Annotated in this window: 10 protein-coding genes; 3 read left to right on the top strand and 7 right to left on the bottom strand. The window is 72.2% G+C overall.

Annotated features, from left to right (window positions below):
* The first annotated feature begins 56 nt into the window (after window positions 1–56).
* Window positions 57–830 (top strand): alpha/beta fold hydrolase, encoded by a 774-nt coding sequence (locus tag J7E22_RS03205; RefSeq protein WP_214978841.1) that lies wholly within the window; start codon window positions 57–59, stop codon window positions 828–830.
* Window positions 827–1,555 (top strand): alpha/beta hydrolase, encoded by a 729-nt coding sequence (locus tag J7E22_RS03210; protein ID WP_308159131.1) that lies wholly within the window; start codon window positions 827–829, stop codon window positions 1,553–1,555. The genes J7E22_RS03205 and J7E22_RS03210 overlap by 4 nt, the downstream gene beginning before the upstream one ends.
* An 83-nt stretch (window positions 1,556–1,638) precedes the next feature.
* On the opposite strand, the gene J7E22_RS03215 is transcribed toward J7E22_RS03210, so the two are convergent.
* From J7E22_RS03215 to J7E22_RS03235, 5 genes are all read right to left on the bottom strand, one after another.
* A complete protein-coding gene (locus J7E22_RS03215; protein ID WP_214978843.1) occupies window positions 1,639–2,646 on the bottom strand; it encodes a LacI family DNA-binding transcriptional regulator in 1,008 nt (335 codons plus the stop codon).
* A 43-nt stretch (window positions 2,647–2,689) separates the two neighbouring features.
* Complete coding sequence (locus tag J7E22_RS03220; RefSeq protein ID WP_214978845.1) at window positions 2,690–4,762, bottom strand: acyltransferase family protein; 2,073 nt, start codon at window positions 4,760–4,762, stop codon at window positions 2,690–2,692.
* Between the two features lie 252 nt (window positions 4,763–5,014).
* Window positions 5,015–6,019, bottom strand: coding sequence for a Gfo/Idh/MocA family protein (locus J7E22_RS03225; protein ID WP_251008679.1), 1,005 nt, complete (start codon window positions 6,017–6,019; stop codon window positions 5,015–5,017).
* Window positions 6,020–6,030: 11 nt separating this feature from the next.
* Window positions 6,031–7,053 carry a Gfo/Idh/MocA family protein gene (locus J7E22_RS03230; protein WP_214978849.1) on the bottom strand — a complete coding sequence of 341 codons (1,023 nt, stop codon included), beginning with the start codon at window positions 7,051–7,053 and terminating at the stop codon, window positions 6,031–6,033.
* Between the two features lie 126 nt (window positions 7,054–7,179).
* Window positions 7,180–7,701: a GNAT family N-acetyltransferase gene (locus tag J7E22_RS03235; RefSeq protein ID WP_214978850.1), complete on the bottom strand. Its 522-nt coding sequence runs from the start codon at window positions 7,699–7,701 to the stop codon at window positions 7,180–7,182.
* A 41-nt stretch (window positions 7,702–7,742) separates the two neighbouring features.
* Here J7E22_RS03235 and J7E22_RS03240 point away from each other — a divergent pair, with 41 nt between their 5' ends.
* On the top strand, window positions 7,743–8,282 hold the full coding sequence (locus J7E22_RS03240) for a YbaK/EbsC family protein (RefSeq protein ID WP_214978852.1): 540 nt from the start codon (window positions 7,743–7,745) through the stop codon (window positions 8,280–8,282).
* Between the two features lie 7 nt (window positions 8,283–8,289).
* Here the strand turns inward: J7E22_RS03240 and J7E22_RS03245 are convergent, their stop codons facing one another.
* Window positions 8,290–8,658, bottom strand: a complete 369-nt coding sequence (locus J7E22_RS03245; RefSeq protein WP_214978854.1) for a VOC family protein — start codon at window positions 8,656–8,658, stop codon at window positions 8,290–8,292.
* Between the two features lie 18 nt (window positions 8,659–8,676).
* The gene (hrpA, locus tag J7E22_RS03250) at window positions 8,677–12,540 is read right to left on the bottom strand and encodes an ATP-dependent RNA helicase HrpA (RefSeq protein ID WP_214978856.1); all 3,864 of its coding nucleotides are present in this window, start codon (window positions 12,538–12,540) and stop codon (window positions 8,677–8,679) included.
* Between the last annotated feature and the right edge of the window lie 41 nt (window positions 12,541–12,581).

Raw genomic sequence — 12,581 nt, forward strand, 5'->3', positions numbered from 1 at the left:
CGGACGCATCGAGCCCGCCCCACGACCGTGCAGCACACCGCGCGTAGCCTCGGTCCGTGCGCGCGCTGGTGGAGACGATCCGGATCGATGGCCTCCCGGTGCGGTTGCGCACCCTCGCTCCCGCGGGTCGGGTCCGGGACACGCTCGCCCCCACCGTCGTCCTCGTGCACGGCATCGGGATGTCGCACCTGTCCTTCACCCGGACCCAGCGCGCACTCGCCCGGACCCACCGCACCATCACGGTCGACCTGCCCGGCTTCGGCGGACTCCCCGCCGCGGGTCGCCGGTTGTCCGTGGAGGAGCTCGCCCGGGTGGTCGTCGGTGCCCTGCGCGCCAAGGGCATCGTGGACTGCGTCCTGGTCGGGCAGTCGATGGGCACGCAGGTCGTGACAGAGGCGGCGCTCCGGCAGCCGGACCTCGTCGCAGCCGTCGTGCTCATCGGGCCCGTCACGAACGACCGTCGCCCGACGCTCGTGCAGCAGGCCGTCGACCTGATGCGTGACATGGTGGTCGAGGGGCCGCGGATGAACGCGATCGTCCTGTTCGACTACGCGCGGAGCTTCCGCCAGTACGTGCACGAGCTCCGGCCGATGGTCCGGTACCCGACCCGCCAGGCCGTCGCACGGCTGCAGGTCCCGGTCCTCGTCGTCCGCGGCACGCTCGACCCCATCGCGCGCCCCGACTGGGCGCGGCGGCTCGTCGCCGCGGCCGCCCGCGGAGCGCTCGTCGAGCTCCCCGGCGCCCACCACGTCCAGGAGCACAGCCCGGTCGCGTTCGCCGAGGTCGTCGACGAGTTCCGTCGGGTGGAGACGCTGGAGCGGCTGCAGTGACCGACCCGACCACCCCACCGACCGCGCCCGCGCGGACGGCGCAGGTCGTGCCTCCCGACCGTGTCCCGCTGCTCCGTCGGGGCTGGTGGGCCGCGCTCGACTGGGCCTACGCGACCCGCTGGCAGATCCGGAGCCTCGGACCGACCACGGCGGACGACTACCGGAGCGGGGACGGGCAGCCCGTCGTCGTGATCCCCGGCGTCTACGAGACCTGGCACTTCATGCGGCCCCTGATGGACGCCCTGCACGACCGCGGCCACCCGGTCCACGTCCTGCCCGTGCTGCGGCACAACGTGCGGCCGGTGCCGCTCTCCGCCGAGGAGGTCATGGCCGTGCTCGTCGAGCACGACCTGCGGAACGTGCTCGTGCTCGCGCACAGCAAGGGCGGTCTCATCGGGAAGTACGCGATGGCCCGGCTCGACCCCGACGGCCGGATCGACCGAATGGTGGCGGTGTCGACGCCGTTCGCCGGTTCCGCCTACGCGGTGCTCGCGCCCGTCGCACACCTGCGGGTGTTCCGCGCGGCGGACCCCGTGCTCGCCGCGCTCGGCCGGGACCTCGACGTGAACGCGCGGATCACCTCGGTGTACGGGGTCTTCGACACGCTGATCCCCGGGGGGAGCGCGCTCCCCGGGGCGACCAACGTGCGGTTGCCCGTCGGCGGTCACTTCCGGATCCTGGGCGACCCCCGGACGAAGACGGCGGTGCTCGAAGCAGCGGGCTGAGCCCAGCGCCGGGCTGCGCTGCTTCGGTGGCATGGCATGCCGTGCCGTGCCGTGCCGTGCTGTGCTCTGCCGTGGCCGCGCTGTCAGCGGCGGCTGACGCTCTCGCGTTCGACGATCCGGTGCGGGATGACGACCGTCTCCGGAGCCGCCTGCCGGTCCTCGATGCGCCGGGTCAGCAGGTCGAGCGCAGCGGTCGCGAACGCCCGCCGGTCGAACGACACCGTGGTGAGCGCGGGGATCGCGTACGCGGCCCCGTCGACGTCGTCGAACCCGATCACGCTGACCTGCTCGGGCACCCGCACGCCGCGTGCCGCGAGCACGTGCAGGACCCCGAAGGCGATCGAGTCCGTGAAGGCGATGACGGCGTCGGGCAGCGGGTGCTCGTCGAGCCAGGCGGCGAAGGCGGTCGCGGCGGCGCTCGTGGACCACGACGACAGCGGGACCCGGAGCGCGGGGTCCGCAGCGATCCCCTCCGCGGCGAGGGCGGCCCGGTGTCCCCGCTCCCGCAGTTCGCTCGTCGCGGTGGGGTCGGTCGCGCGGGCAGCACCGACGACGGCGATCCGGCGGTGCCCCCGTGCGAGCAGGTACGCCGTGACCTGCTCCCCTGCGGCGCTGCTGTCGACGTGGACCTGGTCGACGTGCTCCGGTTCGACCTCGCCGATCACCACGGTCGGCGGGAGCCCCTCGGTGGAGGCGAGCACGCTGGCGCTCAGCGTCACCGGGTTGAGGATGAGTCCGTCGACCAGGTGCGCCCGCGCACGGGAGACCAGTTCGCGTTCCCGCTCCGGATCGCTGGCGGTCTGGTCGAGTTGCACGACCCAGCCGCGCTCACGGGCGAGCTCGACGAACCACTGCGCGAGCTCGGCGGAGTATGCGCTCGCGATCGCCGGCAGGGTCAGCGCGATCGCGCCCGAGCGGCCGTTCCGCAGGCCCCGGGCCGACAGGTTCGGGACGTAGTCGAGGTCGGCCAGGGCGCGTTCGACGCGTTCGCGGGTCTCGGGGCGCACGGCGACCCCGCCGTTGATGACGTTGGAGACGGTCTTCGGGGACACCCCGGCGAGGGTGGCCACGTCCCGCACGGTCGCGCGCACCCGTCGAGCGTATCGCCGGACGCTCAGGTGGTCGGGGCCGGGATCACCGGGCGGTCGCGGCCGTGACGGCCCGGCGGACCTGCGGTTCGATGAACGGCGCCATCGACCGGGAGTAGGTGCGCGTGACGTGCTGGACCTGCCGGTAGACGAGGACTCCGCCGATGACCGAGGGGCAGGTCCCGTCGGCGCAGAACAGCGACGAGGCGTCGATGAGCTGCACGTGCGGCGTCGTCCGAGCCGCGCGCGCGACCGGGTCGGCGAGCAGGGCCTTCGCCTGCTGGACGTCGCAGGCGGACCCGGTACCGTTCTGCGCCACGCAGCTCGGTGCGTCCGCGAGGCCGCCGATCGCGGGGTCCGGGTTGTCCCGCAGCGCGATCACGTCCGAACCGGCCTGTTGCAGCTGCGTCCACGCCTCGGCGTAGCCCCGCGCGGAGTCGTCCCGCACCTTGTCGGTCAGGTCGGAGGCGGTGCGCACCATCCCGTGCGGCCACGGCGTCCGCGACATGGCCGCGACGAACACCGCGTCGTAGTGCTCCTGCTGCAACGCGGTGAGGGCGGACGCCTTCCACGTGTCGCACGATGCGGCGATGTGGGCCGCGGTGAGGGGGCAGCCGGAGTGCAGGTACGTCGTCAGGCTCCAGTGGTGCTGCTTCGCGATGACCGCCAGCGCCGGGACCCAGTTCGCGGCGTGCGAGTCGCCCGCGATCGCCAGTCGGACGGTCCCGTTCGGGTCGCCCGCCTGACAGGTCTTCACGGTGACGTCGCTGCCGAGCACCTGGCAGCCGGCGCCCTCCTGGTCGGCGAAGTCGTCGACCGCGACCTGGACGGCGGACGGGGTGATGTCCTGGGCGTCGACGGGCTTGCAGTCGGCCCCCGGTTGCATCGCGGCGGCGCCGAAGCACGGCTTCCCGATCGAGGCCGTCGTGGTCGTCGCCGCAGCGGCCTGCTCCTGCGTCACGGACCACGACATCGAGCCGGCCGGCACCGCGATGACCAGGACGCCGGCCAGCCCGAGGATGAGGACGCCGCGGTACCGACGTCGGGGCGCACGGAGCCGGACGCCCGCGAACGCGATGAGCGGGACCTCGACCAGACGCCGGGTGAGGTGCGCGAGCCCGAGGGAGATGAGGAGCACGAGCAGCTTCGCCCAGAGGGGCGTCTCGGCGCCGACGCGCAGGCCGATCACGAACGGCATCACGATCAGCAGGGGCCAGTGCCAGAGGTACAGCGAGTACGACACGTCGCCCAGCCACTGCACCCACCGCAGGCGGAACACGGCGGCCGGGCCCCACGGCACACGGGGCATGCCCCCGGCGATCATCAGCGCGGTGCCGGTGACCGGGAGCAGGGCGGTGGCGCTCGGGAAGGGCGTCGAGGCGTCGAACGTCAGGAGGGTCACCACGATGAGCGCCAGCCCGGTCCAGCTGACCACGGCGGCGACGGCGTCCGGCAGCGAGACCCGCCGCATGAGCAGCCAGAGGAGCCCGCCCGCGGCGAACTCCCACGCGCGGGTGGTGGTGATGAAGTACGCGGCCGGGGACCCGGTCAGCCAGATCGAGTTCGTGAGCGACAGCACGAACACGACACCCAGTGCGACGGCGAGCGCCGGGTCCAGCGACCGTCCGTTCCGCCGCCGGCGGCCGTAGCGCAGACGGGCACCGAGCCAGAGCACGAGGGGCCACACGGCGTAGAACTGCTCTTCCGTGGACAGTGACCAGAAGTGCTGCACGATGCTGGCGTCGCTCGCGAGCGCGGAGTAGTCCACGGCGTTCCCCGCCAGCGCCCAGTTCTCGACGTAGAGCGCACTCGCGACGATCTGGTCGCCGAAGTCCTTCCACAGCGTGCGCGGGACGAACAGCGCGGTGAGCAGCACCGTGGTGGCGAGGACGAGCAGCGATGCGGGCAGGAGTCGCCAGGCTCGGCGGGCGTAGAAGGCGCCGAAGCTGAACCCGCCGACGGCGAGCGGCTTCGCGATGTGGGAGGTGATCAGGAACCCGGAGATGACGAAGAAGACGTCGACCCCGACGAACCCACCGCTGAGTGCGTGCGGGAACAGGTGGTAGAGCACGACCGAGGCGATCGCGACGGCACGGACGGCCTGGATCTCGAGCCGCATCCCCTTGGCCGGAGCTGCTGGTGCAGCGTGCCCGGCTCGCCGTCGCGCCCGGTGTCGAGGGGGCGCAACGTCGGTCGTACGGCGCGTTGACGCGACGCTCATGTTCCCCCTGCTGCAGTCCGCGTGCCTCCGAAGGCACCCCGGTAATCTACATGCTTTGACAGGATGTCAGTTACTCGACCGGCACCGCGTGTCGCCGGGGACTCCCGGTGGCCGCAGCAGGGGCGGAGGAACCCGCGTGCGCGACGGGGGTCAGACGCGAGCGACCACCTCGGTGCGTCCGCTCCGGAGGGAGGCCTGCGCCGCCAGCACGATCGCGAGGGTCCGCAGCCCCACGTCGACGTCCGGCTGCGGCTGCGTGCCGGCCCGCACCGCGCCCAGGAACGTCCGGAGCATCGCGCCGTCGTGGTCCGCGCCGTACCGAAGCTCGATCGGCCGCCCGTCGACCGCGTCGAGGCCTCGGGCAGCGGCGCCGAAGAAGTCGACGGACACCGTCCCGCCCGTGCCCGCGACGTCGAGGGTCAGGCCGCCCCAGGTGGGCGCCGTTTCCGGGCGGCTCCACGAGCAGTCGATCGCGGCGACCATCCCCGAGTCGTAGGTGATGGTCACGAGCCCCGCGGTCTCGGCGCGCGCCCGGTCGGCGTGCAGGAGGCGGTTCGCCACGGCGGTGACGGTGGTCGCGCTCGCACCCGTGAGCGCGTCGAGCAGGTCGGCGACGTGCACGACGTGGTCGACGACCGCGCCGCCACCGCTCAGGGCCGGGTCCGTGAACCAGTTCCGCGTGGTGGGCAGCATCCCGTTGTTCGCGCCCCGCGCGGAGAACACGCTCCCGAGCGCGCCGGAGTCGTGCGTGGCACGCAGCCGCTCGAACGCCGAGGCGAAGCGGACGGGGAAGGCCATCATGAGCGCGACCCCGGCGCGGTCGACCGCGTCGCGCATGGCGAGGCCGTCCTCCCACGTGGTGGCGAGTGGCTTCTCGCAGAGCACGTGTGCGCCCGCGGCCGCCGCGCGCTCGACGAGCTCGCGGTGCCGGGCGTTCTCACTCGTGACGATGACGGCATCGGGTCCCCACGCCAGGAGCTCGTCGTACGAGTCGGCGTAGCGGACCCCGAGCGCGGTGGCGAGGTCAGCGCCGCGGAGTTCCGCGACCGTCGGTCCGGTCGAGCGACCGTCGGGGTCCGATCCGCGCACCTCGACGTCCGGCATCGCCGCGAGCGTCGACAGGTACCCGACCGCGTGCGTGTGGGCGAAGGACATCACCCCGATCCTCATCGCGACACGTCCACCGGCTGGCCGGACTCGAGCGATGCCAGGGCGGCGTTCGCGAGCCGGACGGCCATCGCACCGTCCTCGGCCGTCACACGCGGGGGCGGACCGCCGGCGAACGCGGTGAGGAAGTCCGCAAGCTCCATCGCGTACGGGTCCTCCGCCGGGTCGACCGGCGGCAGGAAGCCGTCGACCGCGGTGGGACGCGCGAGGTCACTCCGGGTGTCGTCCTCGGCCAGGGAGGAGTGCGCCAACGTCCCTCGGGTCCCGGTGACCGAGTACTCGGTCGAGAACGCCAGGTGCGCGGGACCCCACAGCCCGACGACGTGGCTGATCGCTCCGGACGCGTGCGTGAGCAGCACGTGCGCTGCCTCGACGGGCTGGTCGGCATCGCCGGTGCGGACCGAGACCGCGGAGACGCGGACGACCTCGCCCGCGACCCACCGCGCGACGTCGATGTCGTGGATCATCTGGTCCATGACGATCCCGCCGGACTGCTCGCGGTCGGCGAACCAGGGCACGCGGGTCGGGAACGCTCCGGCTCGCGAGAACCGCAGGACCGCCAGGTCGCCCAGGAGGCCCGTGGTCACCGCCTCCTTGAGGCGCACGTACGCGGGGAACCAGCGCACGACGTGCGCCGGGTAGAGCTGCAGGCCCGCCGCGGCGGCGCGGGCGACGAGGTCCGTCGCGTCCGCGTCGGTGCGGGCGAGCGGCTTCTCGGAGACGACGTGCTTGCCGGCTGCCAGGGCGGCCCGGACGACCCCGGCGTGGGCGGGGGTCGGCACGACCACGTCGACCACGTCGACGCGCGCGAGCAGGTCGTCGAGGGTGTCGGCCACGGTGATCGTGCTGCCCGCTGCGGCCGCGGCGTCCGCGAACGCTCCGGCGAGCGCAGGTGCCCCGGCGGCCGAGTGCACGAGGACGTCCCCGAGCCGGAGCAGACCCGGCAGGTGCGCGACGGCGATGCCACCGGCACCGACGAGTCCGATCCGGGGGCGGGCGGGCTGGGGCGACTGCGACGTCATGCTGCTCAGCCTAGGAGACCGACCGGTCACGTCGGGGTCTGCGCAGCCCCCGGTCTCCCGGATCTCGCCCGGCGGTTCCGGTTCACCACCCGCGGATGCCGCGAACCAGGACTGCCACCGCCCGGATCAGTCGTGCCGATCGGTCCCGGACCGCACCAGGCGGAGCTCGCGCACGCCGTCGTCGACCTGGACCGCGCCGTCGGGCACGAACCCGTGCTTCCGGTAGAAGGCCTGCGCACGGGGGTTCGGATCGGCGACCCAGAGCGTCGCCGACTCGTGCGGGGCGACCACGGCGGCGAGCAGGTCGTTGCCCGTGCCGGAGCCGTGGTGCTCGTCGAGCAGGTACAACACGTACAGCTGCACCTCGGCATGGTGCTCGATCGCTGGCCCGGCCATCGCGATGCCGACGAGCTCGGCTGTGTCGCCGACCGCGGCCTCCGCGACCGCGATGCGGTTCAGCGCGAACCGGTCTTCGGTGAGCACTGCGGTCCAGAACGCCTCCCGCCGGGCGATGAACCCCGGGTCGTCGAGGACCTCGTCCCGCATCACACCGCGGTAGGTCCGCCGCCACGACTCGACGTGCACCCGTGCCATCGCCTCCGCGTCGGACGGCGTCGCCCGTCGGATCCTGGCTGCCCCTTGCGTCATGGCTCCAGGGTGTCGCAGTGGCTCGTCCCTAGGGTGGAGCCATGCCGACGCTCGAGCGAGTCCCTGCCCTGGTCGCCACCGGATTCCTCGCGATCCCCGTCGCGCAGGCGTTGGTCGCCCTGCCGAGCGCCCTGCTGAACCGGATCGAAGCCGCACCGATCGACGCCGACCTCGCGGACACGGCCGCGTTCTCGGAGGCGTACGGCTTCCCGCTCGACGGCGGCGCCAACTGCATCATCGTGTTGGGGAAGCGCGGCGACGAGGTCCGCTTCGCCGCGTGCGTGGTCCTCGCCTCGACGAAGCTCGACGTGAACCGCGTGGTGAAGAAGCTCCTCGACGTCCGGAAGGCGAGTTTTGCGCCGATGGACCAGGCCGTGGAGCTGACCGGTATGGAGTACGGCGGGATCACCCCGATCGGGCTGCCGGCATCGTGGCCCGTCTACGTCGACGCCCGCGTGCTGGACGCGCCCGACGTCGTCATCGGTGCCGGACTCCGCGGCGCGAAGGTGTTCCTGCCGGGTGCGGTCCTCGCCGGGCTCCCGGGCGTCACCGTCGTCGAGGGCCTGGCGACCGCCGACTGAACCGCCCTCAGTCCGTCGGGCGGACCAGGCAGAACGGGTGCCCCGCCGGGTCGAGGTACACGCGGAAGGTGGGGGTCTCGGACCCGGTCGCAGTCGCCCCGATCGCGAGCACAGCGGTCTCGCCGGCGTCGAGGTCCTCGACCTTCACGTCGAGGTGGACCTGCTGCGGGACCCGCTGCCCCGGCCACTCCGGCGCCCGGTAGTCGTCGACCCGTTGGAAGGCCAGCAACGGACGGTGCCCGGCGACGGGGAGGACCACTTCGGCCCAGTCCTCGTCGAACTGGACGATCTCACCGCCGACGAGCTCGGCGTAGAAGCGTGCGAGTGCCCGGGTGTCCGAGCAGTCCAGGACGATGCCTTCGAGGGTGCCGATCATGGCCACACCGTAGCCCGGTCAGCGCGCGGCGGTCAGGGCCTTCGTGATGCGCTGCAGCGACACCGTCTCGGCGGTCCCGAGTTCCTGCGCGAACAGGCTCAGGCGGAACTCCTCGAGCATCCACCGCGCGTGCACGAGCTCGGGGTGGGCACCGACGGCGGGCGGGAAGGTGCCGCCGGCGTCGACGTAGCGATCCGTGGCGACGGTGACCTCACGCATCCAGGTCGCATCACGCCCCGGGTTCTGCAGCAGCTTCTGCACGCGGGCCTCCACGCCCTGCAGGTACACGCGGATCCGCCGGAGCCGGTCGAGCCCGGTGACGGACACGAAGCCGGGGAAGACCAGCCGCTCCACCTGCTGCCGCATGTCGGACAGCGCACCGAGCAGCGACATCGAGTTCGCCTGCTTGAGGGCACGGTCGGCGGCGCGCTGTGCGGTGAGGACGGCGGCGACCTCGGACACCGCCGTGAACATGGTGTCCACGACCGTGGCCGACACGTCGTCGCGGACGGCCTCGAACGCGGCCTTCGTGAAGACGAGGCCGGACGGGTGCGACCGACGGATGCCGGCGTCGACGACCGCGGCGAGGACGTCGTCGAACAGCGCGTTCGTCGACGGGTAGGGGCTGGCGGCGAGCGCGAGCTTCTCCTGCCCGGTCAGGTGCGCCTGGATGTACGACACCGGGGACGGCACCGCGTGCATGACGAGCCGACGGACGCCGGCGGGCATCCGCAGGGCACGGTCGGTCGGCGTCGCGAGCAGTTCGACACCGACGGTCGCCTTCGGTCCGTCGCCCTCCTCGACCAGGGCCGGGTAGGCGCGGATCACCCCGCCGGCCTGCTTGGTGTCGAGCACCTCGGGCAGGTCCTCGGACGGCCACGCCGTCAGGCCGGACCGCTCGACCTGGCGACCGGAACCAGAACCGGAACCGGCGTCGGCGACGCGAGCCGCGCCTCCAGGCCGACCGCGCCCACCCTGCTGGATGGCCTTCGCGACGCTCTCCTGCGTGCGGTCCTTCAGTTTGGTCTGCAGCGCGGACAGGTCCTTGCCGGTCTCGACCCGTCGACCGCGTTCGTCGACGACCGCCCAGGTCGGGAGGAGGTGCGCCGGGACGCGGGACAGGTCGAAGTCGGACTCCGCGACCGGCACGTACGTCATCCGCTGGATGGTCTTCGCCAGGGTCGCGCGGAAGGACTCGGTCGGTTCCGTCGGCGCGTCATCCGGCAGTTCGGCGACGATCTTCTCGGCCCAGTCCGCCGCGGGCACGACGTTCCGTCGGATGTGCTTCGGCAGTGCTTTGATGAGCGCGGTGACGAGCTCCTTGCGCAAGCCGCGGACCTGCCAGTCGAAGCCTTCTTCTCGCATGCGGGGGAGCAGGGCGAGGGGGACCTGGACGCTGACGCCGTCGTCCTGGGCACCCGGTTCGAAGCGGTACTTGATGGCGAGCCGCTGGTCGCCGCTCCGCCACTGGGTCGGGTACTCGACGTCGTCCTCCGCCGCCGACGCGGCGGATTCGTCCAGGAGGTCCGCCCTGCGCATCGTGAGCAGGTCCGGTTGGTCGCGGCGCGTGGTCCGCCACCACCCCTCGAAGTCGCGGGTCGTGGCGATGTCGGCGGGGATCCGAGCGTCGTAGAACTCGTAGACGTTCTCGTCGTCGAGCAGGATGTCGCGTCGGCGGGTGCGCTCCTCGAGCTGCTCGAGTTCCTTCCGCAACCGGCGGTTGTCGCGGTCGAACGCCTGCTGCGCGTCCCACTCGCCCTCCACCAGGGCGTGCCGGATGAAGAGCTCGCGGGAGTGCTCGGGGTCGATCCGGACGTACTGCACCCGACGGCGCTGCACGATCGGCACGCCGAACAGGGTGACCCGTTCGTACGCGACGGCCGCGCCCTGCTTCTTCTCCCAGTGCGGTTCGCCGTAGGTGCGCTTCAGCAGGTCGCCGGCGAGCGGTTCAACCCAGGCGGGGTCGATGCGGCCGACCGTCCGGGCGAACAGACGACTGGTCTCGACGAGCTCGGCGGCCATCACGGCGTCCGGCTGCTTCTTCGCGAGCACACTGCCCGGGAACAGCACGAACCGGGTGTTCCGCGAGCCGAGGTAGTCGCGCTTCTCACGGTCCCGCAGCCCGATCTGGCTGAGGAGCCCGGCGAGCAGCGCCCGGTGCACGGCGTCCGGGTCGTCGGTGCGGGACTGCCCGACGCGGACGTCGACCTGCTTCGCGGCGCGCGAGAGCTGCCGGTACAGGTCCTGCCACTCGCGGATGCGCAGGTAGTTGAGGAACTCGGCCTTGCACAGGCGGCGGAACGCGCTCGAGGACAGTTCCTCCTGCTTGTCCTCGATGTAGTTCCAGAGACCGAGCAGGGTCAGGAAGTCGCTGGTCGGGTCGGCGAACCGGGCGTGCAGCTGGTCGGCGTGCGCCCGGTGCTCCAGGGGACGCTCGCGCGGGTCCTGGATGCTCAGGGCGCTGACGATCGCGACGACCTCGCGCCCGACGCCCTGGCGACCGGCCTCGAGCACCATCCGGCCGAGCCGCGGGTCGATCGGCAGGCGGGTGAGCTGCTTGCCGGCTCGGGTGATGCGCCCGTCGCCGTCCACCGCCCGGAGTTCGCGGAGCAGGTCAAGGCCGTCCTTGACGCCACGGGAGTCCGGCGGCTGCAGGAACGGGAACGACTCGATGTCGCCGAACCCGAGCGAGATCATCTGCAGGATCACCGCGGCGAGGTTCGTGCGGAGGATCTCGGGATCGGTGTACTCGGGTCGACGCTCGAAGTCCTCTTCGGAGTACAGCCGGATCGCGATGCCGGCGCTCGTGCGTCCCGCGCGGCCGGATCGCTGGTTGGCGCTCGCCTGCGAGATCGCCTCGATCGGCAGTCGCTGCACCTTCGCCCGCGGGGAGTACCGCGAGATGCGGGCCGTGCCGGTGTCGATGACGTACTTGATGCCGGGCACCGTGAGCGAGGTCTCGGCGACGTTCGTGGCGAGCACCACCCGGCGTCGGACGCCCGGGGTGCTGCTGCGCTGGAACACCCGGTGCTGGTCGGCGGCGGACAGGCGACCGTACAGGGGCAGGACCTCGGTGCCCGGGTAGTGGCGGCCCTCGATGGCGTCCTGGGCGTCGCGGATCTCGTTCTCGCCGGACAGGAACACCAGGACGTCGCCCTTGTCCTCGCGCGCGAGTTCGTCGAGGGCGTCGGTGATGCCCTGCAGGGTGTCGCGGTCGTCGGCTGCGTTCCCGCTGTCACCCGTGCGCGAGTCGGACTCGTCGTCGTCCGGGTCGTCGGTGTCCTCGGCCACGAGCGGGCGGTACCGGATCTCGACCGGGTACGTCCGGCCGGAGACCTCGATGATCGGGGCACCGCCGAAGTGCTGCGAGAAGGACTCCGGGTCGATCGTCGCGCTCGTGATGATGAGCTTCAGGTCTGGTCGACGGGGGAGGAGTCGCTTCAGGTACCCGAGCAGGAAGTCGATCGTGAGGGACCGCTCGTGCGCCTCGTCGATGATGATCGTGTCGTAGCGCTTGAGGTCGCGGTCGAAGTGGATCTCGTTCAGCAGGATGCCGTCGGTCATCAGCTTGATGCGGGTGTTCGACGACACCTTGTCGGTGAACCGCACCTGGTAGCCGACCAGGTCACCGAGTTCGCTGCCGAGCTCCTCGGACACGCGCTCGGCGATCGTCCGTGCGGCGATGCGTCGGGGCTGCGTGTGCCCGATGGACTCGCGGCCGAGGTCCAGGCAGATCTTCGGCAGCTGCGTCGTCTTGCCGGACCCGGTCGCCCCGGCGACGATCACGACCTGGTTGTCCCGGATGGCAGCCGCGATGTCGTCCCGCCGCTGCGAGACCGGCAGTTCGGGCGGGTACGTGATGACGGTCGGCGTGGTCGACATGAGCATTCCAGGATACCGCCCCGCGAGGGGCTCGGTGGAGC

Source organism: Curtobacterium sp. ISL-83 (genome assembly GCF_018613895.1).
GTDB lineage: Bacteria > Actinomycetota > Actinomycetes > Actinomycetales > Microbacteriaceae > Curtobacterium.

Coding starts and splice junctions, on each gene's coding strand:
- J7E22_RS03220 (WP_214978845.1), bottom strand. CDS start 4,762: ATGCGGCTCGAGATCCAGGCCGTCCGTGCCGTCGCGATCGCCTCGGTC.
- J7E22_RS03225 (WP_251008679.1), bottom strand. CDS start 6,019: ATGTCCTTCGCCCACACGCACGCGGTCGGGTACCTGTCGACGCTCGCG.
- J7E22_RS03230 (WP_214978849.1), bottom strand. CDS start 7,053: ATGACGTCGCAGTCGCCCCAGCCCGCCCGCCCCCGGATCGGACTCGTC.
- J7E22_RS03235 (WP_214978850.1), bottom strand. CDS start 7,701: ATGACGCAAGGGGCAGCCAGGATCCGACGGGCGACGCCGTCCGACGCG.
- J7E22_RS03240 (WP_214978852.1), top strand. CDS start 7,743: ATGCCGACGCTCGAGCGAGTCCCTGCCCTGGTCGCCACCGGATTCCTC.
- J7E22_RS03245 (WP_214978854.1), bottom strand. CDS start 8,658: ATGATCGGCACCCTCGAAGGCATCGTCCTGGACTGCTCGGACACCCGG.
- hrpA (WP_214978856.1), bottom strand. CDS start 12,540: ATGTCGACCACGCCGACCGTCATCACGTACCCGCCCGAACTGCCGGTC.